The following is a 25,233-nucleotide window of genomic DNA, read 5'->3' as shown; positions in this document are numbered from 1 at the left end:
TGCACGACACGCCATATGAAGAGCCGGATTCTCGCGTATGATGAATCCAACCGACCGCCATCAGGTTGGTCACCCCTAACACCCGGCTCGGCGAGGGCACGACCATGACCACCCCCGATTTCAATCTGCTGCTGACCCTGGATGCGCTGCTCGATGAAGGCAGCGTAGCCGGGGCGGCCAGGCGGCTGAAACTCAGCCCCTCCGCCATGAGCCGGGCACTGGCCCGCCTGCGTGACACCACGGGGGATCCGCTGCTGGTGCGCGCGGGCCGGGGGCTGGTGCCAACACCACGCGCGCTGGCCCTGCGCGAGCGGGTCAGCCAGCTGGTGCAGGAGGCCGAGGCCGTACTGCGCCCCCAGCAGGAGATAGATCCGGCCCACCTAGTACGCACCTTTCGTCTCAGATCCAGCGACGGTTTCGTGGAGAGTGTCGGGGCGGCCCTGCTGGCGCGGCTCGCCGCCGAGGCGCCCGGGGTGCGGCTGCATTTCATGGCCAAGCCCGACAAGGAGAGTCAGCCCCTGCGCAGCGGTGAGCTGGATTTTGAAACCGGCGTGATCGGCACCAATACGGCGCCCGAGCTGCGCACCCAGGCGCTGTTTCAGGATCGCTTCGTCGCCGTGGTACGGCCGGGCCATCCACTGTGCGAGGAGCCCCTGACCGCCGCCCGCTATGCCGCCGCCCGCCATGTGCTGGTGTCGCGGCGCGGGCAGGAGCACGGCCCTGTCGACGAGGCGCTCGCCGCCCTGAAACTGGAGCGTGCCATCGCCACCCTGGTGCCGGGGTTTGCCACTGCGCTGGCGCTGGTGCGGGGCAGCGATCTGGTCGCGACTGTGCCAGCCCTGCACTGCGCCTCCCTGCACGCCGATCTGGTGACTCTGCCCCTGCCCTTTCCCCTGCCCGGGATCACCCTGGCCCTGCTCTGGCACCCGCGGCTGGACGCCGATCCGGCCCACCGCTGGTTGCGCACCGTCATCCGCGAAACCTGCGCCCGCGCCCCCTATCAGGCCACTCCGAAAGAGCGGTGATCTGCGCCGCCATAATCCGCCGCACCAACCAGATGCCACACAGTGAAAGCACCTCTGTCGAGGTGTTTTCTTTCATTATGCCTGGCCAGACGGGCTCCCCCTCTTGCCCCCTTGCCCCGTGACAGCCAAAGCCCAGAATGCACCACTGGTATACCTATTTATGTATATCTTTGAATTGTATCGAATTACCCCTGAGGAGATATATAAATAGACACTTGATTTGCATCAATCGTCCCGTCCCTGCGACTGGGTAGCCTAGCCTCAGAATGATGTTTTATTACTCCAAACTAGAGGCAATCATGAGCAAAGTCAGGCTGGCCGTCATAGGGAACGGCATGGTGGGGCACCGCTTCATCGAAGAGTTGATCGAGCGGGCCGATCCGGACCGGTTCGAGATCACCGTCTTCGGTGCAGAACCGCGTCCCGCCTACGATCGTGTCCATCTCTCCTCCTACTTTTCCCACCACACCAGCGAAGATCTCTCCCTCGTCAAACCCGGTTTTTACGAGAAGCACGGCATCCGCCTGCTGCTCGGCGAAGCGGTGAAAAAAATCGACAGGGCGGCCCGCGAAGTGCATTCCAACAAGGGCACTGTGGTCGTGTACGACAAGCTGGTGCTGGCCACCGGCTCCTACCCCTGGGTGCCGCCCATAGCGGGCAGTCAGCACCACGAGTGCTTCGTCTATCGCACCATAGAGGATCTGAAAGCCATCCGCAGCGCCGCCAGGAGCGGCAAGAGCGGTGTTGTCATTGGGGGCGGCCTGCTCGGCCTGGAAGCGGCCGGCGCCCTCAAGGCACTGGGCCTCGAGACCCATGTGGTGGAATTTGCCCCGGTCTTGATGGCGGAGCAGCTCGACGGTCAGGGTGGCCAGCTGCTGCGCCGCAAGATCGAATCCATGGGGGTGCAGGTTCACACCAGCAAGAGCACCAGCGAGATCCTGATGCACGGCGGTCGTGACGCCCGGCATCGCCTCGCCTTTGCCGACGGCAGCACGCTTGAAGTAGATGTGGTGGTCTTCTCCACCGGCATACGCCCGCAGGACACCCTCGGCCGTTATTGCGAACTGGCCATAGCCGAGCGCGGCGGCGTAGCTGTCGACGATCACTGCCTCACCTCGGATCCCGACATCTATGCCATCGGCGAGTGCGCCGCCTGGCAAGGTCGCTTCTTCGGCCTGGTGGCCCCCGGCTACAAGATGGCCCAGATCACGGTCGACCACCTGCTCGGTGGCGACAGCCGCTTCGAAGGGGCGGACATGAGTGCCAAGCTCAAGCTGCTCGGCGTCTCCGTCGGTTCCATCGGCGATGCCCATGGCCGCACGCCCGGCAGCCACAGCTATGTATTCCAGGACGATCAGGCCGGCGTCTACAAGCGTATCGTGGTGAGCGAAGACAACAGTCGCCTGCTCGGCGCCGTGCTGGTTGGCGATGTGGATGACTACGGCAACCTGCTGCAGCTGATGCTCAACGCCATGCCGCTGCCCGCCCACCCGGATACCCTGATCCTGCCCGCCTATGCTGGTGCCAAACCCACCCTGGGGGTGGATGCCCTGCCGTCCACCGCCCAGATCTGCTCCTGCTTCGACGTCTCCAAGGGCGACATAGCCCAGGCAGTCGCCGAGGGCCACACCACCCTGGCCGCCATCAAGCAGCACACCAAGGCCGGTACCGGCTGCGGCGGCTGCGTGCCGCTCATCAGCCAGGTGCTCAACGCCGAGCTGGTGAAGCAGGGCATAGAGGTCAACAACCACCTCTGCGCCCACTTCCCCCACTCCCGTCAGGAGCTGTTCCATCTGGTCAAGGTGGAAGGGATCAAGAGCTTCGACGAGCTGCTGGCCAGACACGGACACGGCTATGGCTGCGAGGTGTGCAAGCCCACGGTCGGCTCCATCCTTGCCTCCTGCTGGAATGGCTATGTGCTGAGCCCGCTCAACACCCAGTTGCAGGACACCAACGACATCTTCCTCGGCAACATGCAAAAGGACGGCAGCTACTCCGTCATCCCGCGCATGGCCGGTGGTGAAGTGACCCCGGAAGGCCTGCTGGCGGTGGCCGAAGTGGCCCGCGACTACAAGCTCTACACCAAGATCACCGGTGCCCAGCGCATCGGCCTGTTCGGTGCCCAAAAAGATGATCTGCCCGCCATCTGGCGGAAATTGCTGGCCGCGGGCTTCGAGACAGGTCAGGCCTACGCCAAGGCGCTGCGCATGGCCAAAACCTGTGTCGGCAGTACCTGGTGCCGCTTCGGCGTGCAGGACAGCGTCGGCCTCGGGGTCTTCCTCGAGAACCGCTACAAGGGCATTCGCACCCCCCACAAGATGAAGTTCGGTGTCTCCGGCTGTACCCGCGAATGTGCGGAGGCCCAGGGCAAGGACGTCGGCATTATCGCCACCGACGCGGGCTGGAACCTCTATGTGGGCGGCAACGGCGGCATGAAACCGCGCCACGCCGACCTGCTGGCCTCCGACCTTGATAGAGAGACCCTCATCAAGCTGATCGACCGCTTCATGATGTTCTACGTCACCAGCGCCGACAAGCTGCAGCGCACCTCGGTCTGGCTCGGCAACCTGGAAGGGGGTGTCGACTACCTGCGCGAGGTGATAGTCGACGACAAGCTGGGACTGAATGCCACCCTGGAGCGCGACATCCAGGTGCTGATCGACAGCTACGAGTGCGAGTGGTCCCGCACCCTGAATGAAGAGGAGCAGCTCAAGCGCTTCAGCCACTTCATCAACAGCGGCAAGCGTGACCCGGACGTGCAGTTCGTCAGCGAGCGCGATCAGCACAGGCCCGCCACTCCGGCGGAGCGCATTCCCGTCTACCAGATCGAAGTGGAGGCAAAGTGATGAAATTAGCCTGTCAGCTCAATGAGATTTTTCCAGGCACTGGCGTCTGTGCCCTGCTGGAAGGGCGCCAGAATATGCCTGTTTCGCTCGATGTGGAGGTTCAATCATGAAATTCGCCTGCCAACTCAACGACATCCTGCCGGGAACCGGCGTCTGCGCTCTGATCGAGGGGCGTCAGATCGCCCTGTTCCGCCCGAGCGCGGCGGCCGAGGTGTTCGCCATCGACAACCGGGACCCCTTCTTCGCCGCCAACGTGCTGTCGCGGGGTCTGATCTGCGAACACGAGGGCGCGCTCTGGGTTGCCAGCCCGCTCAAGAAGCAGCGCTTTCGCCTGAGCGATGGCCACTGCTTCGAGAATCCGGCCATGTCGATTGCCTCCTATGCCGTAGAGGTACGCGATCAGCAAGTCTGGGTCGCCGTTTAACTCCATGAATATCGGGGCTGCCCGCGGGCGGCTCCCTTAAAGAGAACACCTATGTATACCGACACCATCAACAAGTGCGCCGCCAACGCGGCCCGCATCAACCGCTTCGAGCGCAGCGACAAGCTGGGCTTCTGGCTCAGCTCCGCCATGGCGGGGGCCTATGTGGGCCTGGGCATCATCCTTATCTTCACTCTCGGCAATCTGGTCGACCCCAGCATTCGCCCTCTGGTGATGGGAGCCACCTTCGGCATCGCCCTGACCCTGGTCATCATCGCCGGCTCCGAGCTGTTCACCGGCCATACCATGTTCCTCACCTTCGGGGTGAAGACGGGCAAGATCACCATGGGCGACCTGCTGCGCATCCTGCCCCAGACCTGGGCTGGCAACCTGCTCGGCTCCATAGCAGTGGCGCTGATCTACTCCTACGGCGGCAGCCTGCTGCCGGATGCGGGCAGCCTGGTCCACAAGGTGGCGCTGGCCAAGACCCAGGCACCGGCCCTGACCCTGTTCATGAAAGGGGTGCTTTGCAACTGGCTGGTCTGCCTCGCCATCTGGATGGCACTGCGCACCGAGGGTGCCGCCAAGTTCATCGCCATCTGGTGGTGCCTGCTGGCCTTCATCGCCTCCGGCTACGAGCACTCGGTCGCCAACATGACCCTGTTCGCCCTCTCCTGGTTCGGTGCCCATTCCGAGGCCTACACCCTGGGCGGCATAGGCCACAACCTGCTGTGGGTGACCCTCGGCAATACCGTCTCCGGCGCCCTCTTCATGGGGCTGGGCTACTGGTATGCCACCCCGAAAGCGGATCGTCCGGTCGCAGTGACAGACGCCAACGCCACCGCCAGCCAGACCCAAACCGCCTGATCCGGAGGCCCCATGGACTACTTGCCCATCTTTTGCCGACTCGACAACAAACCCGTGCTGCTGGTTGGCGGCGGCGAAGTCGCAGAGCGCAAGGCGCGCCTGCTGCTGGACGCCGGCGCCCGGCTGACAGTGGTCTCTCCCGTGCTCGACCCCGAGCTGGCAGCCCTTGCCGCCAGCGGGACGATCGACTGGCTGGCTGCCGAGTTCGAGCCGGCGCAGCTGACGGGCAAGTGGCTGGTGGTGGCCGCCACCGACAGGCATGAAGTCAATGCGCTGGTCTACCAGAGCGCCAACCAGGCGGGCATCTTCGCCAACGTGGTGGACGACCCCAAACGATCCAGCTTCATAATGCCGTCGATCATAGACAGATCGCCGCTGATGGTGGCCATCTCCTCCGGCGGCAAGGCCCCGGTGCTGGCCCGCTTGCTACGCGAAAAACTCGAGGCCCTGCTGCCCCAGCATCTGGGCGCCATGGCGGTTTTCGCCGGCGGCCTGCGTGATAGGGTCAAGGCCCGCTTCGCCAGCATGGGAGAGAGGCGCCAGTTCTGGGAGCGGCTGCTTGGTGCAGACCGGCTCGGTCAGGCGCTGGCACGGGGTGACAAGGAATCGGCCAACCAGCTGGCCGACGCTCTGTTTGCCGAGGATGCAGGTGCCAAGGGGGAAGTGATCCTGGTGGGCGCAGGCCCGGGGGATCCCGGTCTGCTCACCCTGCACGCCCTGCGCCACATGCAACAGGCGGACCTGGTGGTCTATGACCGGCTGGTCTCCGATGAGGTGATGGCGCTGGTGCGCCGCGATGCCAGGCGTATCTTCGTCGGCAAGCAGGCGGGCAACCACTGCGTTCCCCAGGAGGGCATCAACCAGCTGTTGCTGGAAGAAGCCAGCAAGGGGCAACGGGTGGTGCGGCTCAAGGGGGGCGATCCCTTCATCTTCGGCCGGGGCGGCGAGGAGCTGGAGACGCTGGTCGGCAGCGGCGTGGGCTTCCAGGTGGTACCGGGGATCACGGCTGCGAGCGGCTGCGCGGCCTATGCGGGCATTCCTCTCACCCATCGCGATCACGCCCAGAGCGTGCGCTTCGTCACCGCGCACGGCAAGGGTGGCACCCGGGATCTGGACTGGCCCCTGCTGGCTCGGGATCAACAGACGCTGGTGTTTTACATGGGACTCTCATCGTGCGCCACCATACGCCAGAAGCTGACGGCTCACGGCAAGGCGGGCACAACGCCGGTGGCGCTGATCGAGCGGGGCACCCAGCCTCGTCAGCGGGTCATCCGCGGCACCCTCGACCAGCTGCCGGAGCTGGCCGTCGGGGTCGAGAGTCCCGCTCTTATCATGGTGGGCTCCGTGGTAACCCTGGCCGACAAGCTCGCCTGGTTCGGTCAGACCAACCATGGGATGCAAGCCGCCGCACTGGCCTGAACCCGCTATCTGCCAGTCCATTCAGACCGCCGCCATCATGGCGGCGGTTTTTTATGACGTCTGACGGCACTCATGGTCATAACCTCCTGTTTTGAGTCTGGTATCCTATGGGGAGGTCATCCGGCCAACCGATTTCAGGAATTCCGTTTCATGTCTCACCCCGTCAAGAACAGCGCCAAACAGCGTGAAAAAGACAGAAGGCGCATCCTCACCCTGCTGCTGGCCGACGATGCCCTCACCGACAGCCTGCTCGACCCCCAGTCGGCACAGGATGCGGCGCAGCGCGACCAGACTGGCGAAATAATCCGTCTGGTGAACCGACTGCCCGCCGCCGACGTCGCCGATACCCTGGAATCCCTGCCGCCGGACGAGCGGCACGCGCTGTGGCAGCTGGTGAATGAAGAGAAGCATGGCCAGATCCTGGTCGAGGCATCGGAGACTGTGTGGGACAGCCTCATCAACGGCATGAGCGACAAGGCGCTGCTACATGCACTGCGCTCCCTTGATATCGACGATCAGATCTATCTGGGCCAGTACCTGCCTCGCAACCTGATGGGCCGCCTGCTCACCTCCATGGCCCCGCCCCAGCGCGAACGGGTACGGGACGTGATCCGCTATGGCAAGCACACTGTCGGCGCCATGATGGACTTCGAGATCATCACGGTGCGAGCCGAGGTGAGCCTGGCGACAGTGCAGCGCTACCTGCGCCTGCGCGGCAAGATCCCCGTCAACACCGACAAACTGTTCGTCATCGACAGGCGCAACCGCCTGCAGGGGGAGCTGCCCCTCACCACTTTGCTGCTGCACAAACCGGATACCCTGGTCGCCAACGTCATGGAGCGGGATCCTGTTACCTTCGACCCGGAAGACAACGATGAAGCGGCGGCCCGAACCTTCGAGCGGGATGACCTGATTTCCGCGGCCGTGGTGGATGCCAAGGGCAAGCTGATGGGTCGCCTCACCGTCGCCGAGGTGGTGGACCTGGTGTATGAAGAGAGTGACACAGACCTGCGCCGCATGGGGGGGATCAGCGAGGATGAAGACCTGTTCGCCCCGGTCAGCAAGGCGGTCAAGACCCGCTGGGCCTGGCTCGCCATCAACCTCTGTACCGCCTTCGTGGCGTCACGGGTCATAGGTCTGTTCGAACACACCATCTCGCAACTGGTGGCGCTGGCGGCCCTGATGCCCATAGTCGCGGGGATAGGTGGCAACACCGGCAACCAGACCATCACCATGATAGTCCGAGCACTGGCACTGCAGCATATCCAGGCGGGCAACATCTCCTTCCTGCTGTGGCGTGAGCTGGGGGTAGCCCTCGTCAACGGCCTGGTGTGGGGCGGCACCATGGGGGTCGCGACCTATCTGCTCTATCAGGATCCGGCGCTGGGTGCCGTGATGACACTGGCCATGATGATCAACCTGCTGGTCGCCGCCCTGATGGGGGTCATCATTCCCATGACCATGACCCGTCTCGGCCGGGATCCCGCAATAGGTGCCAGTGTGATGATCACCGCCATCACGGATACCGGCGGCTTCTTCATCTTCCTCGGGTTGGCCACCCTGTTCCTCATCTAGGAACACCCAGCCTCAAACAACAAAGGGAGCCACTATGGCTCCCTTTGACTATCCCCCCCGGTGCAGGCAGCTACACCCGGTACTTGGCCACCGCCTGGTGGAGCAGCTTGGCCTGCTCGGTCAACCCATGGCTGGACTTGGCATTCTCCTCCGCCATCAGACTCGACTCCTGGGCGATATCACGGATGTTGGTCACGTTGCGATTCACCTCGTTGGCCACCAGGCTCTGCTGCTCGATGGCGGCGGCGATCTGGGTGCTCATGTCCATGATGTGAGTGACATCCTGAGTGATCTGTCCCAGCAGATCACCCGCCGTGCTGGCCTGCTCCGAGCTGCTGTTGCCCTGTTCCCGGCAGGTTGCCATCATGCCCACTATGCTGCCAGTCTGTTTTTGCAGCGAGCTGATGATGCCGGCGATCTCCTGGGTCGACTTCTGGGTACGGATAGCGAGGCTGCGTACTTCGTCTGCCACCACCGCAAAGCCACGGCCCTGATCTCCCGCCCGCGCCGCTTCTATGGCCGCATTGAGGGCCAGCAGGTTGGTCTGCTCGGCAATGCCGCGGATCACGTCCAGCACAGAGCCTATGGTCTCGCTCTCTTTCTGCAACTGGGCCACCTCGCGGGAGGAGCTCTCCAGATTGCCCGCCAGCGAGCGGATCTGGCGAACCGTGTTTTCGACCGCAGTGCGCCCCTCCATCGCCTTGATGTTGGTCGCCTGGGCATTGTTGGCAGCCTGCTCTGTGTTGCGTGCTATCTCCTCTATGGTGGAGCCCATCTCGGTGGAAGCCGTCGCCACCTGATCTGTCTCCTGCAACTGCTTTGACGCCCCTTCGCTCGTGCGCCTGACGTTGCTGGAGAGGTGATCCGCCGCCTCGGTCAGGGTATGCACGCTCTGCTTCACGTCGCCGATGAGATGGCGAAAGCCGCCCAGCATCACGTCCAGATTACCCGCCAGCTGGGCCATCTCGTCAGCCCCTTTCAACTCAATCCTGAGGCGCAGGTCATTGTCCTGACGGATGCGATTGACTGTGTCATTCACCCGCGAGATGGGTCTGTCTATGCTGCGGCCCAGCAGTACGCTCATGACGCCAATCAGCACTATGATCACTCCGCCACACACCAGCATCAGACTGTTGAGGCGGGAGGTCTGCCGTACCAGCTCGTCGGCGATATGCTGGCCGACAGCCGCAAAGCCCTGCTCGGTCTGATGCACCAGATCCCGCATCTGGTTGCGCAGTCCCTCATCCTCTTTCAGTCCCAGCACCTGCATCCCCTGCACCAGGGCAACGAAGTCCTGCCGGTACTGCTGGCTGGCCTGCTCCAGCTTGCCACGGTCAGCCTCCGGCAATGCTGCCAGATTATCCTGGAAGCTCTTGTGCAGGGTCTGGAAACGCTCCAGATACTGGATGTCGGAGCGCAGCATGAAGTCTTTCTCCGCCCGTCTCAGTTGCAGCATAGTGATGAGCAGCCCTTGCTGATCCAGCTGTTTGAGCCCCTCTTCAACCTGATGCACCGCCGCTCTCAAGCGGCCATAAAGCCCATCTTCCGGCCCCAACCCGATCGTCTGCTGTTGGGTCACCAGATCGTTGAAGGCCTTGCCATAGAGCCCCATCTGCTGATCCAGCCTGGCCAGCTCACCGTGCACGACACTGATGTTGTCATCTGTGCTCAGAGTCCGGTTGAGGGTGTGGAAATCCGCCAACTCTTTATTGAAGCGTTCGACAAAGGTCAGATCCTTGCGGATCAGGAAGTCTTTCTCGGCACGCCGCAGGTTCAACATGGCGATTTCGAGCCCGTCCACATTGCGTTGGGCTTCAGCCAGGTGGCGGCTTACCTGGCTGGAGTAGAGGAACAGAGCGCTCAGCACCAGCATGGCAACGGCCACCAGCGCGGTATTTAGGATCAATTTATGACGGATCAACACTATGGGCCTCTCACAAACAAGGGATGGACTGCATTGAGCTTATGCAGAAAACGTTATCCCTGTTGTTGTTCAAGGAATATTCATTGAAATGCCAGTCCCACTCCTTATACTGGTTCCACCTGTTTCCAGCGGTGGATTTGACACAATGGAATACAACACTTCAGAACTGTGCGACATCTATCAGGACATGGTGGATGTGCTCGAACCCATGCTCTGCTCCTTCGGCGGCCGCGCCTCTTTCGGCGGCGTCATCACCACGGTCAAATGCTTCGAATCAAACGGTCTTATTCGTGAGCTCGTCAAAGAGAACGGCGTCGGTCGCGTGCTGCTGATCGATGGCGGTGGCTCCATGCGCCGTGCCCTGATCGACAGCGACATTGCCACCACGGCCGCCGAGAACGAGTGGGAAGGGATCGTCTGCTATGGGTGCGTGCGCGAAGTCGATATCCTGGAAGATCTGGATATCGGCATCCAGGCACTGGCGGCCATTCCGGTCGGCGCCGACAGCAAGGACGTGGGGGAGACGGATCTGCCGGTCAACTTCGGTGGCGTCACCTTCCTGCCGGATGATCATCTCTACGCAGATACCACAGGGGTGATCCTCTCCCCTGAGGCACTCGATATCGAGTAAGCCGAAATCAACATGACGATGGGAGCCTTGGCTCCCATTTTTTATGGCTGAAACTTGCTGAAAAAAGACAAAAAAAGAGGGCCAGAAGAACTGGCCCTATAACTGGAAGCAATGTGAGCAATGTCGTGCCTTCACAAGAAGTCCATCACGTTGGAACGAATGAAGTCTTTCCCGGAAAACAAGTTAACAATAATCATTCTCATTTAACTAAGCAACCCTTATTTTCCGAAAGTGCAAAAAAATTGACCACCGCCGGGGTGGTCAATCTCGTCAGGCTTGGCGCGTCGCCGTTTGCAGACCGGCCAATCCGGCCTCACCCACCAGCTTGCGGCTGAGGTAACGCAGCAAAACACCGTAGAGCGGTACAAACAACCCAAGGCTTATCAGCAGCTTGAATACATAGTCCACGGTGGCGATCTCGACCCAGTGCTCGGCCATGAAGGGATCCGTGCTGCGCCAGAAGGCGATGCTGAAGAAGGCGATGGTATCCACCAGATTGCCAAACAGGGTCGAGGCAGCTGGCGCTACCCACCAGGCCCTGAGCAGGCGCAGCCGGTTGAACACCACCACATCCATGAACTGGCCCACCAGATAGGCCATGAAACTGGCCAGAGCGATGCGCGCCACGAACAGGTTGAACTCGGCCAGATTACCGACCCCCTGGAAACTGCCTTCGAAAAACAGTACCGAGAGGACATAGGACACCGTCAGCGCAGGCAGCATGACTGTCTGGATAATCTTGCGTGCCAGACCGGCACCGAAGATCCGCACCGTCAGGTCGGTGGCCAGGAAGATGAACGGGAAGCTGAACGCCCCCCAGGTGGTGTGAAAGCCGAAAATGGTGATCGGCAGCTGCACCAGATAGTTGCTGCTGGCAATGATCAGGATGTGGAACAAAGAGAGACGCACCAGCGCCGTGCGGTGCTGAGCAGGGGTCAAATTCATATTGTGACCTTTTTGGTTAATGGGGTTAGGGAACCCATACCGCCACCATTGGCGATAATTGAGGGGCGAGATTATACGCCCCCCAACTGATAGTTCAATCTTTATGCTGCTGATTCGGCCAGCGGCCATTGTCGCTTAAGGAACAAGACCATAGGCCCCAAACCGATAGTTCAATCTTTATGCTGTCGGCCAAGCCAGATCACCACCTCACGATCTGCCGGCTGCACTGCCGCCAGCCAGCAACCGCTGTAGTGCTCATATTCCAGCCTGAGCTGACTCCCTTCAAATTCCAGCCGCCAGCTGTGACGATCGGCGCCCCACTCCTTGTCGACAAACCCTAACTCCCACTCCTGCAAGAAGCCCTCGGCCAACGCCGGAAAGGTATCCCAGCAGAGTCCCGGGCAATCCAGCATCACAACGCCTTGTTCCAGTTCGATGCGATTCACGCGCCAATTCATGGTTTATTCCTCAGCTACTGCAAGAAAGCTCACCACCGCAATACCACTGAGGGACGGGCGTAGCCAGATCTGCATACTCGGGTTGTTCATCATAGGGCTGCTGCAAGGCAGCAAGCAGCCGCTCGAACGGGGTCATATCCCCCCCCTCGGCGGCATCTATCGCTTGCTGGGCCAGGGCATTGCGCAGCACGAACTTGGGATTGATGGCATCCATCTGTGCCTTGCGGACGGCATCCTCGCTCCCCTCCCGGGTCAGCCTGACCCGATAAAGTTCAAGCCATCCCTGCCAGAGGGCAGGATCCGGCAGCAAGGCCAGCAGAGAGGCAGGCCACTCACCCTTCCCTGTCACCTCACCCAGGCGGCGCAGGAAGAGGTGATAATCCACCCCCTGGCTCACCAGCAGCTGGAACAGCTGGCGGAACAGGGCGGGATCTTCCTCCTCCCACTGCGTCAGCCCAAGCTTGGCTCGCATCAGCTCGGAGTAGTGCAGCATCAGCTGATGTTCGTACTGGGCAAGCGAGGTGGCCAGGGCATCGCCGTCGACATGCCCGGCCAGCGCCTGAGCCAGCTTTTGCAGATTCCAGTAACCCACCGCCGGTTGCTGATCCAGTGCATAGCGACCATCCGGATCCGAGTGGTTGCAGACAAAATCCGGCACATAGGCATCGATGAAACCATAAGGACCGTAATCCAGAGTCAAACCAAGCAGGGACATGTTGTCGGTATTGAGCACACCGTGGCAGAAACCCGCCGCCTGCCACTTGGCGATAAGCCGTGCCGTGCGGCGCACGACTTCGGCAAACAGCTCGGCGCCGTTTTCCAGTTCAGGGAAGTGGTAACGCAGCAGATAGTCGATGAGAGCCGGGATCTTCTCCCCCTGACCACTCCAGGCAAAGTATTCGATGTGACCGAAGCGCAGATGGCTGGGCGCGGTACGCAACACGGTTGCGCCCGTCTCTTCCTGCTCCCGGTAGACAGGCTCCTTGCTGCCCACCAGCACCAGTGCGCGGGTGGTAGGAATACCGAGGGCATGGAGCGCCTCTGAGGCGAGATACTCGCGGATGCTGGATCGCAGCACGGCGCGGCCGTCACCGAAGCGGGAGAAGGGCGTCTTGCCCGCCCCTTTCAGGTGCAGATCCCAGCGCTGGCCATCGGTGGCTAGTTGTTCCCCCAGCAACAGGGCGCGGCCATCACCGAGGCGCGGGCTGTAACCACCAAACTGATGGCCCGCATAGACCTGCGCCACAGGCTGCATGCCGGGCAGCGGCTGCCCCAGACCACAACAGGCAAGCCAGTCTGTGTCACTGACACCATCCAGCCCCAGCTCGGCCAGCAGGCCACGATTGAGATGCAGCAACCTGGGTTCACGCAGTGGCTGGGGGACGACAGGCTCACAAGCCCAGGGCAATTCAGTGGCAAAAGTGTTGATCAGCTTCATGGTGGTGCGATTCGTCCCTGCGTATGCTCGTGTCACTCTTTATACCGCCGTCGGCCGAGTTCGGCTAACAGGCGATTGCGCTATTTCATTTCAAGGAGAAGAAGATGCAAAGATGGGTGTATGCCCTGCCGCTGCTGGCACTGGCTTGGGGACATCTGGCCAAGGCCGCCGATATCGAAGCGGGCAAGGCCAAGGCGGCGGTCTGTGCTGCCTGTCACGGGGTAGAAGGCAAGGCACTGATCCCCAACTATCCCCATCTGGCTGGCCAGAACCACGCCTATCTGGTGAAACAGCTGAAAGCCTTCAAGGATGGCAGCCGCCAGGAGCCCTTGATGGTGCCTTTTATGGCCCCCTTGACCGAAGCAGACATGGAAAATCTGGCTGCCTTCTATGCCAGCTTGAAATAACCCGCCTTATCCAGGCGACCCAACCCTCATCTTGCCCTGAGTTGGAGGTGAAAAATTTCGCCTGCCCTCCCGCCCTTCTGAGCGGGAGTCGGGGTCATTGCCTACCGCCGACAGTAGTCGATGATAAGGTCCATAAAGGCTTCGCCGAAGCGCTCCAGCTTGCGATGCCCGACGCCATTGATGGCGAGCATCTCAGCCTCGGTCATCGGCATCAGCTGAGCCATCTCCACCAGAGTCGCGTCATTGAACACCACATAGGGCGGCACCTCTTCGTCTTCGGCGATCTGCTTGCGCAGGCCGCGCAGCTCCTTGAACAGCCGCTTGTCGTAGTTGGCGTTGTCCAGCAGGCCGTTGCGCTTCTCCTTGCGACTGGAGATGGGTTGCAACCGCGGCACCGCCAGTTCCAGCTTCATCTCGCCACGCAGCACGGGGCGAGATGCCTCAGTCAGCTGCAGCACCAGATTGCGGGTGATGTTCTGGGTCAGCAGCCCCTTGTGGATCAGCTGGCGGATCACGCTCATCCAGTACTCGTGGCTCTGATCCTTACCGATGCCGTAGGTCGACAGCTTGTCGTGGCCATGGTCCTTGATGCGCTGGTTGAGAGAGCCGCGCAGCACCTCCACCACGTAACCGACCCCGAAGTTCTGACCCACCCGCCAGACGCAGGAGAGCGCCTTCTGGGCATCCTCGGTGCCGTCGTAGCTCTTGGGCGGATCCAGACAGATGTCGCAGTTGCCGCACGGCTTGTCGTTGTATTCACCGAAGTAGTTGAGCAGCACCTGACGGCGGCAGGTCTGCGCCTCGGCAAAGGCCGCCATCACGTTGAGCTTGTACTGCTCCACCTGCAACTGCTGCGGGTTTTCTATGTTGTCGAGCAGGCGCCGCACCCGGCCTATGTCGGCGGGGTCGTACAGCAGCAGCGCCTCGGCCGGGGTCCCGTCACGGCCGGCCCGGCCGGTCTCCTGATAGTAGGATTCGATGTTCTTGGGGATGTCGTAGTGCACCACGAAGCGCACGTTGGGCTTGTCGATCCCCATGCCGAACGCCACCGTCGCCACCACTATCTCGATGTCATCCTTGAGGAAGTCATCCTGGGTCTGCTGGCGCTGGGCCAGGGGCAGACCTGCGTGGTAGGGCGCGGCCTTGCTGCCGTGGCGGGAGAGGCGCTCGGCCACCTCCTCCACCCGATTGCGGCTGGAACAGTAGACGATGCCGCAGTTGCCCTTCTGGCTCTGCACATAGCGCAGCAGCTGCTCCGCCGCCTTGAACTTCTCCACCAGGCTGTAGCGGATGTTGGGCCTGTCAAAGCTGGCGGTATGGATGAAGGGATCGTTGAGCTCCAACCGGTGCAGCATGTCGCTGCGGGTCGCCTCGTCGGCGGTGGCAGTGAGCGCCACCACGGGCACCTGGGGGAACCACTGCTTGAGCCGGCCGAGCGCCGCGTATTCCGGCCGAAAATCGTGGCCCCACTGGGAGACGCAGTGGGCCTCATCGATGGCGAACAGGCCGAGCGGCAGCTCCGCCAGCCGATCCATGAACTCGTGCTGCAACAAGCGCTCGGGGGAGACGTAGAGCAGTTTGATCTCGCCGCGACGCATGGCGGCAAAGTTCTGTATCATCTCCTCCCGGCTCAGGGCCGAGTTGATGTAGATGGCTGCCACACCGTTGGCGCGCAGGCTGTCGACCTGATCCTTCATCAGCGAGATAAGCGGGGAGACCACTACGCCCAGCCCGGGTCGCAGCAGCGCCGGGATCTGGAAGCAGAGTGACTTGCCGCCACCTGTGGGCTTGAGCACCATGGCATCGCGTCCCGCCACTATCTGCTCGATGATCTCCAGCTGGCCCGGCCGAAATTGCTGGTAGCCGAATACCGCCTGCAACAAGGCAAGTGGAGTATCGGGCAGGGTTTCGGCAATGACGGTCATGGGCTCTCCTTTGGGGTCGCCATTCTAAAGCAGCCGCCGCTCACAATAAACCTGCCATTGCGACTGTTAAGGAAGTGTTGCAGACTGGCTGGAGTTTTTACTCAGCTTTGATGACAGGGATCGGTATCAGAGAATGAAACACATGCTGAAGAAGATGGCGCTCAGTGGCATTGCCAACCTGTTCGCAGAGCGGATGCCGTTCAACAAGCTGATTGGCATGCAGGTGACACACTACGACTTCGACAAGGTGGAGCTGCGCATCAAGATGGATAACAAGCTGATCGGCAACCCCTTCCACAACATCTTGCACGGCGGTGTCACCGCCAGCCTGCTGGATGTGGCCGGTGGCATGATAGTCGCCGCCTCCTGCATCGACGAGCTGGAAGATTTCTCCCCCAGCTACCTCAAGGAGCGATTCTCCCGCCTCGGCACCATAGACCTGCGGGTGGACTACCTGCGCCCGGGCCGCGGCAACGAGTTCATCGCCACCGCCCACATCATCCGTGCAGGCAGCAAGGTCGCCGTCGCCCGGATGGAACTGCACAACGAAGAGGGCACCCACATCGCCTTCGGTACCGGTACCTATCTGGTGGGCTGACCCCACCTATTGCATAAAAACCACGCTGCTAATCTGATTTTAATCATTAGAATCGTTACCCCCTCTGCCACCCACGGGTCCATACTGAAATTCGGGATTGTGTGCAGAGGGAGGATTGCAGGCGATGAGTGCGAAACTGGCCACCAAACCATCCAGAGCCTTGTTGACACAGCTCGAGTCCATGCTCGACGAGGTGCAGACACCCGAGTGTCGCCACTGGCTGGAACAGGAGCTTGAGGGATACTCTCTCTGTTCGCACCTGCCCTGGTATCGCATCGTAGCCTGTCGGCAACGCGGTCACTTCTTGGATCTGAAGACGGGAAAATATTTGACCTGTCACATAAACAGTCAAACGCTAAGCCAACGCGATCTGGCCCAGATTCAGTTCATTTATGCCCGTGAACCCGCCGCCCATTATCTACTGCAACGCAATTCCGGTATTGAGCCGTGGCCAGAGCAGTTGCTCGAAGATTATCAGGAGCAGTTGATCCCCGGCCATTTGTGCCTGCAAGCTTGGCATGAGCCCGTGATTTCATTACGTGAACAACTGATGGAGGGAATCGAACATTTCATTAGCGAGTACCCCAAGCACGCGGCCTTGCAACCTCAACACAGCTTCAAGGCATTGCGGCATCAGCACTGGCATATCTGAGTAAGCGCCTGGCGCGCAAGGAGGGCACCATAGACAAGACCCATAGCGAGATTGCCACAATATAGAGTGCCGGAGTCAGGATCAGACTCCACCGATGGGCCACCGAGCGGTGGCCCTTTTAATGTCTGCGCAACACGACGGCAAGAAGAGACAAGAGGAAAAAGGAAAGAAAAACTGTCTCGGTATCGATATGCCTCGGTCACAACCAGCAACCAGCAACCAGCAACCAGCAACCAGCAACCAGCAACCAGCAACCAGCAACCAGCAGGATATTCTGTACCGGGATCGGTAAAATCCAGATGCAAAAAGGCCGCTCTACTGAGCGGCCTTTTCAAATTTGGTCGGTGTGAGAGGATTCGAACCTCCGACCCCTTCGTCCCGAACGAAGTGCGCTACCAAGCTGCGCTACACACCGATGTCTGCGGGGCGAGAATTTACCTAAAGCCCTGACATGACACAAGCCTTTTTTACGTTTGACAGGAAAAAAGTGGCCATTGGTTCAACTATTCAACGCTTTGGCCCAGGGTTCACAGAAAGGGGGCACCACTGTGACATTTTTCCAACCCACCCTAGGAAAGCTGAAATTCGGCCGGGCCCAGCAAACGGCGCTGCCAATCAGCCACCACTCCATGTTCCAGCCAGTTGGCCGCATGCTGGCGCCAATTGGGGGAGAGCGCCGGGTTTTCCAGCAGCAACAGCAGATCCGCTTCGTTGCGCACCTGGTTGAACAATATGTCTGCGGTCCGCTTTACGGTCAGAGCGGGATAGGGTCTGTCGACCAGCTCCATAGTCTCTTGCGGTACGACCGTCCCCTCCTCCAGCACCCGCAACAACCAGCCACAGCGACCATTGAGTTGCATCACCTGAGAGAGCTGGGGGTAACCAAAGCGCAGGTTCAGTTTGAAACAAGGGGATCTGGGTTGGCTTATCTGGATCAGCGCCTCACCGAGCCGATAGACATCACCAATACAGGCCTGCTCCTCGGTCAACCCAAGACCGGACAGATTCTCGCCAAAAGCGGCAGGTTGCCAGGGTGTGCGGGGCGCAGCAAGGCCCATGGCGGTTTGCCAGTTGTGCCACCAGGGGTAGTGATCGGCAGGGTAGTAGTGCAGCGCCCTATCCGGGCCGCCATGATGACGTGGGTCACTTTGCTCATCACCACCCAGGCCGCCAAAACCGCACCAGAGCGGTATGGTAGTGGCTTGCTTGTTGATGGCACTGACCAGGCCCTGTACCAGTTCGGTACCCTGGCCACTAAAGATGGAGATCCGCATTCTCATCCTCCGGATTGACGAGAGAATGCGGATATTAGCACGAGGTCAGGCGACTGCCTGCATCTGGGTGGTCATGGCGATCTCGGCGCGGCGACGTTTTTCCGCCCTGGCCATCAGATACCAGCTGCTGAAGGTGAACAGCGACACTGACAGCAGGATCAGGCTGGCCACAGCGTTAATCTCGGGTTTCACCCCGAGCCGCACGGCCGAGAAAACTTCCATCGGCAAGGTGGTCGCGCCCGGCCCCGAGACAAAGCTCGCCAGCACCAGATCATCCAGCGACAGGGCAAACGACATCATGCCGCCCGCCGCCAGCGAAGGAGCGATCATGGGGATGGTGATCAGGAAGAACACCTTCCAGGGCTTGGCTCCCAGGTCCATGGCCGCCTCCTCGATGGAGAGATCCAGCTCCCGCAGTCGCGCCGACACCACGATCGCCACATAGGCGGTACAGAAGGTGGTATGGGCAATCCAGATGGTCAGCATGCCACGCTCGGCAGGCCAGCCCACCAGTTGCGCCATGGCGACGAACAGCAGCAACAGCGACAGACCCGTGATCACTTCGGGCATCACCAGGGGTGCCGTCACCATGCCGCCGAACAGAGTCCGGCCACGGAAGTGCGGGATCCGGGTCAGCACGAAGGCAGCCACAGTCCCCAGGGCCACGGCAGCAACCGCAGTGTAGAGCGCTATCTCCAGCGAGCGCAGCACGGATCCAATCAGCTGCTTGTTATCGAGCAGGCCGAAGTACCACTTGAGGGACCAACCTCCCCACACCGTCACCAGCTTGGAGGAGTTGAAGGAGTAGATCACCATGATGACCATGGGCAGGTAGATAAACAGCAACCCCAGCCACAGCATCATCTTGGCAAAACCGAAACGTTTCATATCTTGCCCTCCAGCTCTTTAGCCTGGTTGCAGTTGAACAGGGATGACAGAGGGACTATCAGCAGTTCCTTCTTCATACCTTGCCCTCCAATTCCTTAGCCTGGTTGCGGTTAAACAGGATGATGGGGACTATCAGCACCGCCAGCATCACTACCGCCAGGGCAGAGGCCACCGGCCAGTCACGGTTGTTGAAGAACTCCTGCCACAGCACCTTGCCGATCATCAGGGTCTCCGGACCACCAAGCAGCTCCGGGATCACGAACTCACCCACGACCGGGATAAACACCAGCATGCAGCCGGCAATGATGCCGTTCTTGGAGAGGGGCACAGTGATCCGCCAGAAGCGGGTCAGGTTGCGGGCACCGAGATCGGAGGCTGCCTCCAGCAGACTCTGGTCATGCTTGACCAGATTGGCATAGAGCGGCAGCACCATGAACGGCAGGTAGGAGTAAACGATGCCGATGTAGACAGCCAGGTTGGTGTTGAGGATCTGCAGCGGTTCGTCGATGAGGCCAATGCCCATCAACAGACTGTTGAGCAGGCCGTTGTTGCTGAGGATCCCCATCCAGGCGTAGACCCGGATCAGAATGGCGGTCCAGGTTGGCATCATGATGAGCAACAACAAGACCGTCTGGGTCTCCTTGTTGGCACGCGCTATGGTGTAGGCCATGGGATAGCCGATCAGCAGACAGAGCACTGTGCTGATGAAGGCTATCTTGAGGGAGCCAATATAGGCAGCTATGTAGAGCTCATCCTCCTGCAGCAACAGGTAGTTGCCCAGGTTGAGCAGTATGGTGAGCTGATTGTCGGCCCAGCTCACCACGTCGGTATAAGGCGGGATCGCCACGTCCGCTTCGGCGAAGCTGATCTTCACCACTATGATGAAGGGCAGCAGGAAGAAGAGGAACAGCCAGAAGAACGGAATGCCGATCACCAGCTGGCGCCCACCCAGTCGCTTCAGTCGTCTCAATGCCTTCATGATTGCAGCACCACGCCGCTGTCATCTTCCCAATAGAGGAACACCTGGTCATCCCAGGTTGGCCGCTTGCCGTGGCGTTCGGCATTGGCGATGAAAGCCTGAACGATTTTGCCCGAGGGCAGCTGGATATGATAAACCGAGTGACCACCCAGATAGGCGATGTCATAGACCTCACCCTTGGTCCAGTTGAAGTCCGGATGCTCGATCTCGGTCGGTTTCTGGGTACTCATCAGCAGTTTTTCCGGCCGAAGCGCGTAGGTCACCTTCTTGTTCTCGGCCCGGGAGCTGATGCCGTGGCCCACGTAGATGGGCTGTTCCAGGTCGGCGCAGGCGATGGTGGCGTGGTCCTGCTCATCCTCCACCAGCAGGCCGTCAAACAGGTTGACGTTGCCGATGAACTCGCACACCAGCCGGCTGGCCGGGGTTTCGTAGATATCCATCGGGCTGCCGATCTGCTCGATGCAGCCGAGGTACATGATGGCGATCCGCTCGGCCATGGTCATGGCCTCTTCCTGATCATGGGTCACCATGACGCAGGTTACGCCGACCCGCTCTATGATCTCCACCAGCTCCAGTTGCATCTGTGAACGCAGCTTCTTGTCCAGCGCCCCCATGGGTTCGTCCAGCAGCAACAGCTTGGGGCGCTTGGCCAGGGAACGAGCCAGAGCGACCCGCTGGCGCTGACCACCGGAGAGCTGATGCGGCTTGCGGCGCGCATACTGGGCCATCTGCACCAGCTTGAGCATCTCTTCCACCCGCGCATCCACCTCCGCCTTGGGCAGGCCATCCTGCTTGAGGCCAAAGGCGATATTCTGCGCCACCGTCATGTGGGGGAACAGGGCATAGGACTGGAACATCATGTTGATGGGACGCTCATAAGGCGGCATGTCGGTGATGTCGACGCCATCGAGGAACAGCCGCCCCTCTGTGGGGCGCTCGAATCCCGCCAACATCCGCAGCAGGGTCGATTTGCCGGAGCCGGACCCTCCCAGCAAGGCGAAGATCTCCCCCTTGTGGATGTTGAGGGACACGTTGTCGACCGCCAGCGTTTCATCGAACTGCTTGCTTACCCGATCTATTTTGACCAGCACTTCTTTGCGCTGCTGGTTGCCCTCGAGGGCTTTCTTGTAGGCACTGGAGGCTATCGCCATTACCAAACTCCCAAACGTGATACCGGCCTTTGGCCGATCCATAAAACAATCTGGCGCCCCGGGGTGGGCGCCAAGGTTAGGTTCCGGACTTGATCTTGGTCCAACTCCGGGTGATCAGACGCTGCACCGCCCGGGGATGCGCTTGCTGCACATAGAGCCGTTCCAGCACCGCCTGGGGTGGATAGACTGACTCGTCATCTCGCACGCTCTCGTCCATGTACTCTCCCGCCTTGGCATTGGGATTCGCATAGCCCACATAGTTGCTGACCTTGGCGATCACTTCGGGCTGGAGCACATAGTTGATGAGGGCATGCGCCTCTTTCACATTGGTGGCATCCGCCGGGATAGCCATCATGTCAAACCAGAGATTGCCCCCCTCTTTCGGGATGCTGTAGGCAATATTGATTCCCTTGCCCGCCTCGTCGGCACGGGCCGCTGCCTGCAATATGTCGCCGGAGAAACCCGCCGCGACACAGATGTCGCCATTGGCGAGATCGGCTATGTACTTGGAGGAGTGAAAATAGGTCACATAGGGCCGCACCTTCAGCAACTGTTCCTCGGCACGCTTGATATCTTCCGGCTTATGACTGTTGGGATCGAGTCCGAGGTAGTTGAGCACTGCCGGGATCATCTCGTCCGCCGAATCGAGGAAGGCGACACCGCAACGGGACAGCTTCTGCATATTTTCCGGTTCGAAGATCACAGCCCAGGAGTCAATCTTGTCGACTCCCAGCACGTCCTTGATCTTGTCGACGTTGTAACCGATGCCGTTGGTTCCCCACAGATAGGGGACTGCGTATTGGTGACCCGGATCCACCTTGTCGAGCTGCTTGAGCAAGACGGGATCCAGGTTGACCAGATTGGGCAGCAGGGCGGGATCCAGCTTCTGGAATGCACCTGCCGTGATCTGCTTGGCCAGGAAGTTGTTGGAAGGCACCACCAGATCGTAACCGGTACGTCCGGTCAGCAACTTGCCTTCCAGGGTCTCGTTGGAGTCAAACACGTCATAGACGGTCTTGATCCCGGTCGCCTGCTGGAAATCGCTGAGAGTGGTTTCACCGATATAATCGGACCAATTGTAGAAATGAACCACGGGGGCGGCATGAGCCAGGCTTGCCAACCCCAGGGCCAGGGTCATAGTCACTGTCTTGGTTGTGTGCACGTATCAGTCCTCATCTGTTTTGGTATGCCAGCTGCGCATCCATACGCGCCGTTCAACCTGTCGGGTTGTCACCACCCTCCTGGCCGAACTGCAGACCGGGAGGGGTACTCGTCACTTACTTGCCAGACTTGATCTTGGTCCAGCTGCGGGTCATCAGGCGCTGCACCTTGGCCGGCAGATCCGGGAAGGTATAGATCTTCTGCAGCGTTTCGGCGTTGGGGTAGATACCCGGGTCGGTACGGATAGCCTCATCCACCAGGGGTGTCGCGGCCTTGTTGCCATTCGGGAACTGCACAAAGTTGGTGATGCTGGCGATCACCTCAGGCTTCATCAGGTAGTTGATGAAGGTGTGCGCGGACTCTGCGTTCTTGGCATCAGCCGGAATGGCAATCATGTCAAAGAAGCTGCCCGCCCCCTCTTTCGGAATGCTGTAGGTCAGCGCCACGCCGTTGTTGGCTTCCGCCGCTCGCGCCTTGGACTGCTGCAAGTCACCGGAATAGCCGACCGCGACGCAAAGGTTGCCGTTGGCCAGATCCGAGATGTACTTGGAGGAGTGGAAATAGGCGGTATAGGGGCGGATGGAGAGGAACAGTGCCTCTGCCTGCTTCAACTCGTCCGGCTTCTGGCTATCCGGTTTGAAGCCCAGATATTGCAGGGCGGCCGGCAGCATTTCGGTCGGTGAGTCGAGGAAGGAAACACCGCACTCCTTCAACTTGGCCATGTTCTCCGGTTTGAACACCAGATCCCAGGAGTTGACCGGCGCATCCTTGCCCAACACGGCTTTTACCTTCTCAGCGTTGTAGGCATAGCCGATGGTGCCCCACAGGTAAGGAATGGAGTACTGGTTGCCCGGGTCACTCGGTTCGAGCGCCTTCAACAGGTCGGCATCCATATTTTGCCAATTGGAGAGTTTGGACTTGTCCAGTTTCTGGAACACGCCCGCCTTGATTTGCTTGGCCAGGAAGGGGTTGGACGGCACGACTATGTCGTAACCTGAACTGCCCGCCAGCAACTTGGCTTCCAGCACCTCGTTGCTGTCGAACACGTCGTATACCACCTTGATGCCCGTCTCTTTCTGGAAGTTTTCCAGGGTCTCCGGCGCGATATAGTCGCTCCAGTTATAGACGTGCAACACCTTCTCGTCGGCCATCGCCCCGGTACTTGCCATGACCAGCGCCACAGAAGCGGCAATCATTCCCGTTTTGAAAGACATCGTCCTTGTCTCCTAAGCAAATTATATGCGCAAGCCAACCTGCCCAGCCCCCGCCTACCCTTTCAGCTTTGCCGCCGTCAGATCCAGACTGAGCCTGGCCAGATTGACCAATTCATCCACCTGTTCCTCGGTGATGACCAAGGGGGGCGATATGATCATGGTATCGCCGACCGCTCGCATCACCAAGCCATTGTTAAAGCAGAATTCCCGGCAGGTCATGCCGGCTTGCAGCCCAGCCGGGAAGCGACTGTTGGTCTGCTTGTCCTGCACTATTTCCAGCGCGGCCACCAGGCCTTTGCCACGGGTTTCGCCCACCAGCGGATGGTCTGCCAGTTCGCGCCAGCGGCGCTGCAAATAGGGGCCGATAGTATCATGAATTCGCTTAACTATGCTTTCGCTTTGCATAAGCTTAATGTTGGCAATGGCGACGGCGCAGGCCACCGGATGGCCGGAATAGGTGAAGCCGTGGTTGAATTCCCCCCCCTCCTCTACCAGCACCCTGGCAACGCGATCCCCCACCATCACGGCCCCCATGGGCAGATAGCCGGAGGTGATCCCCTTGGCCAGGCACATGAGGTCCGGCTTGATGCCGAATCCCTCGCTGGCAAACCAGTGGCCGGTACGGCCAAAGCCGCAGATCACCTCGTCGGCAATGAGCAGGATGCCGTAGTGATCGCAGATACGCTGGATCTCGGGCCAGTAGCTGTCGGGCGGAATGATGACGCCGCCGGCGCCCTGGATGGGCTCGCCGATGAAGGCGGCCACCTTGTCCACCCCCAGTTCCAGGATCTTCTGCTCCAGCTGGCGGGCACGCTCCAGACCAAACTCGTGGGCACTCATTCCCTGCCCCTCACCGAAGTGATAGGGCTGATCGATGTGCACTATGCCGGGAATGGGCAGGCCGCCCTGGGCGTGCATGCCCTTCATGCCACCCAGACTGGCACCCGCCACGGTGGAGCCGTGATAGGCGTTGTGGCGGCTGATGATCACCTGCTTGTCCGGCTGCCCCTTGCTGGCCCAGTAGTGGCGGACCATGCGCAGCACCGTATCGTTGCACTCGGAGCCAGAACCGGTGAAGAAGACATGGTTGAGATGGGGTGGAGTCACCTCGGCCAGCAGGGTCGCCAACTCGATCACAGGAGGGTGTGCGGTCTGGAAGAAAAGGTTGTAGTAGGGCAGTTGCTGCATCTGTTTGGTGGCTGCCTCCACCAGCTCCTGACGACCGTAGCCCATGTTGACGCACCAGAGTCCCGCCATGCCGTCCAGAATGCGACGCCCGTCGGAGTCTTCCAGATAGATGCCTTCGGCCCTGGTGATGATGCGGCTGCCCTTCTGGTTCAGCGCCTGAAAATCGGTAAAGGGATGCAGGTGGTGGCTGGCATCCAGCTGCTGCCACTCACGTGTCGTGTGCTGCATTGTATTTGCTCCTCGGTTC

At 60.4% G+C, this 25,233-nt stretch carries 22 protein-coding genes and 1 tRNA gene; 10 read left to right on the top strand and 13 right to left on the bottom strand.

Annotated elements, in window-relative coordinates; translation table 11 throughout:
- Positions 1-104 precede the first annotated feature (104 nt).
- The 6 genes from OKC28_RS08870 (at position 105) to mgtE (ending at position 8,153) form a co-directional block, all read left to right on the top strand.
- Positions 105-1,025, top strand: a complete 921-nt coding sequence (locus OKC28_RS08870) for a LysR family transcriptional regulator (RefSeq protein WP_219614767.1) — start codon at positions 105-107, stop codon at positions 1,023-1,025.
- Between the two features lie 299 nt (positions 1,026-1,324).
- The gene (gene nirB / locus OKC28_RS08865; RefSeq protein ID WP_270688774.1) at positions 1,325-3,871 is read left to right on the top strand and encodes a nitrite reductase large subunit NirB; all 2,547 of its coding nucleotides are present in this window, start codon (positions 1,325-1,327) and stop codon (positions 3,869-3,871) included.
- 106 nt (positions 3,872-3,977) lie between these two features.
- Positions 3,978-4,295, top strand: a complete 318-nt coding sequence (gene nirD / locus OKC28_RS08855) for a nitrite reductase small subunit NirD (RefSeq protein WP_005318375.1) — start codon at positions 3,978-3,980, stop codon at positions 4,293-4,295.
- A gap of 51 nt (positions 4,296-4,346) precedes the next feature.
- A complete protein-coding gene (nirC, locus tag OKC28_RS08850) occupies positions 4,347-5,159 on the top strand; it encodes a nitrite transporter NirC (protein ID WP_270688772.1) in 813 nt (270 codons plus the stop codon).
- A gap of 12 nt (positions 5,160-5,171) precedes the next feature.
- Positions 5,172-6,578, top strand: coding sequence for a siroheme synthase CysG (gene cysG, locus OKC28_RS08845; protein ID WP_270688770.1), 1,407 nt, complete (start codon positions 5,172-5,174; stop codon positions 6,576-6,578).
- 150 nt (positions 6,579-6,728) lie between these two features.
- Positions 6,729-8,153, top strand: coding sequence for a magnesium transporter (mgtE, locus tag OKC28_RS08840; protein WP_058395131.1), 1,425 nt, complete (start codon positions 6,729-6,731; stop codon positions 8,151-8,153).
- A 70-nt stretch (positions 8,154-8,223) separates the two neighbouring features.
- Here mgtE and OKC28_RS08835 read toward each other — a convergent pair whose 3' ends face one another.
- Positions 8,224-10,077, bottom strand: coding sequence for a methyl-accepting chemotaxis protein (locus OKC28_RS08835; RefSeq protein ID WP_270688767.1), 1,854 nt, complete (start codon positions 10,075-10,077; stop codon positions 8,224-8,226).
- 145 nt (positions 10,078-10,222) lie between these two features.
- On the opposite strand from OKC28_RS08835, the gene rraA reads away from it, so the two are divergent.
- A complete protein-coding gene (rraA, locus tag OKC28_RS08830; RefSeq protein ID WP_005318362.1) occupies positions 10,223-10,708 on the top strand; it encodes a ribonuclease E activity regulator RraA in 486 nt (161 codons plus the stop codon).
- A gap of 270 nt (positions 10,709-10,978) precedes the next feature.
- Here rraA and OKC28_RS08825 read toward each other — a convergent pair whose 3' ends face one another.
- The 3 genes from OKC28_RS08825 to OKC28_RS08815 all read right to left on the bottom strand — a co-directional run bounded on the left by OKC28_RS08825 (position 10,979) and on the right by OKC28_RS08815 (position 13,549).
- On the bottom strand, positions 10,979-11,653 hold the full coding sequence (locus tag OKC28_RS08825) for a 7-cyano-7-deazaguanine/7-aminomethyl-7-deazaguanine transporter (protein WP_059111846.1): 675 nt from the start codon (positions 11,651-11,653) through the stop codon (positions 10,979-10,981).
- 170 nt (positions 11,654-11,823) lie between these two features.
- On the bottom strand, positions 11,824-12,111 hold the full coding sequence (locus OKC28_RS08820; protein WP_265456805.1) for a DUF3630 family protein: 288 nt from the start codon (positions 12,109-12,111) through the stop codon (positions 11,824-11,826).
- Between the two features lie 10 nt (positions 12,112-12,121).
- Positions 12,122-13,549, bottom strand: coding sequence for a protein adenylyltransferase SelO (locus OKC28_RS08815; protein ID WP_270688764.1), 1,428 nt, complete (start codon positions 13,547-13,549; stop codon positions 12,122-12,124).
- 104 nt (positions 13,550-13,653) lie between these two features.
- Between OKC28_RS08815 and OKC28_RS08810 the strand changes: the two genes are divergently transcribed.
- The gene (locus OKC28_RS08810) at positions 13,654-13,956 is read left to right on the top strand and encodes a c-type cytochrome (RefSeq protein WP_021138464.1); all 303 of its coding nucleotides are present in this window, start codon (positions 13,654-13,656) and stop codon (positions 13,954-13,956) included.
- A 101-nt stretch (positions 13,957-14,057) separates the two neighbouring features.
- Here the strand turns inward: OKC28_RS08810 and recQ are convergent, their stop codons facing one another.
- Positions 14,058-15,881 carry an ATP-dependent DNA helicase RecQ gene (gene recQ, locus OKC28_RS08805; protein ID WP_021138465.1) on the bottom strand — a complete coding sequence of 608 codons (1,824 nt, stop codon included), beginning with the start codon at positions 15,879-15,881 and terminating at the stop codon, positions 14,058-14,060.
- A 133-nt stretch (positions 15,882-16,014) separates the two neighbouring features.
- Here recQ and OKC28_RS08800 point away from each other — a divergent pair, with 133 nt between their 5' ends.
- On the top strand, positions 16,015-16,479 hold the full coding sequence (locus OKC28_RS08800) for a thioesterase family protein (RefSeq protein WP_270688761.1): 465 nt from the start codon (positions 16,015-16,017) through the stop codon (positions 16,477-16,479).
- Positions 16,480-16,603: 124 nt separating this feature from the next.
- On the top strand, positions 16,604-17,131 hold the full coding sequence (locus OKC28_RS08795; RefSeq protein WP_270688759.1) for an AbiTii domain-containing protein: 528 nt from the start codon (positions 16,604-16,606) through the stop codon (positions 17,129-17,131).
- Between the two features lie 338 nt (positions 17,132-17,469).
- Here OKC28_RS08795 and OKC28_RS08790 read toward each other — a convergent pair.
- The 8 genes from OKC28_RS08790 to OKC28_RS08755 all read right to left on the bottom strand — a co-directional run bounded on the left by OKC28_RS08790 (position 17,470) and on the right by OKC28_RS08755 (position 25,214).
- A tRNA-Pro gene (locus tag OKC28_RS08790) sits at positions 17,470-17,546 on the bottom strand.
- A 154-nt stretch (positions 17,547-17,700) separates the two neighbouring features.
- On the bottom strand, positions 17,701-18,405 hold the full coding sequence (locus tag OKC28_RS08785; RefSeq protein WP_270688757.1) for an MOSC domain-containing protein: 705 nt from the start codon (positions 18,403-18,405) through the stop codon (positions 17,701-17,703).
- Positions 18,406-18,450: 45 nt separating this feature from the next.
- Complete coding sequence (locus OKC28_RS08780) at positions 18,451-19,293, bottom strand: ABC transporter permease subunit (RefSeq protein WP_005318337.1); 843 nt, start codon at positions 19,291-19,293, stop codon at positions 18,451-18,453.
- 73 nt (positions 19,294-19,366) lie between these two features.
- Positions 19,367-20,272, bottom strand: coding sequence for an ABC transporter permease subunit (locus OKC28_RS08775; protein WP_005318334.1), 906 nt, complete (start codon positions 20,270-20,272; stop codon positions 19,367-19,369).
- The gene (gene potA / locus OKC28_RS08770) at positions 20,269-21,423 is read right to left on the bottom strand and encodes a polyamine ABC transporter ATP-binding protein (protein WP_270688754.1); all 1,155 of its coding nucleotides are present in this window, start codon (positions 21,421-21,423) and stop codon (positions 20,269-20,271) included. Before potA ends, OKC28_RS08775 begins: the two co-directional genes overlap by 4 nt.
- A gap of 76 nt (positions 21,424-21,499) precedes the next feature.
- Positions 21,500-22,561 (bottom strand): polyamine ABC transporter substrate-binding protein, encoded by a 1,062-nt coding sequence (locus OKC28_RS08765; RefSeq protein WP_219593972.1) that lies wholly within the window; start codon positions 22,559-22,561, stop codon positions 21,500-21,502.
- Positions 22,562-22,700: 139 nt separating this feature from the next.
- Entirely contained in the window at positions 22,701-23,798 is a 1,098-nt protein-coding gene (locus OKC28_RS08760) for a polyamine ABC transporter substrate-binding protein (RefSeq protein ID WP_270688751.1), read from the bottom strand.
- A gap of 54 nt (positions 23,799-23,852) precedes the next feature.
- The gene (locus tag OKC28_RS08755; protein ID WP_042468411.1) at positions 23,853-25,214 is read right to left on the bottom strand and encodes an aspartate aminotransferase family protein; all 1,362 of its coding nucleotides are present in this window, start codon (positions 25,212-25,214) and stop codon (positions 23,853-23,855) included.
- Positions 25,215-25,233 lie beyond the last annotated feature (19 nt).

The organism is Aeromonas sp. D3 (genome assembly GCF_027705025.1).
GTDB lineage: Bacteria > Pseudomonadota > Gammaproteobacteria > Enterobacterales > Aeromonadaceae > Aeromonas > Aeromonas salmonicida.
Note: the sequence above shows the minus strand (reverse complement) of the source record. Positions and strands in the feature narration are given on the sequence as shown.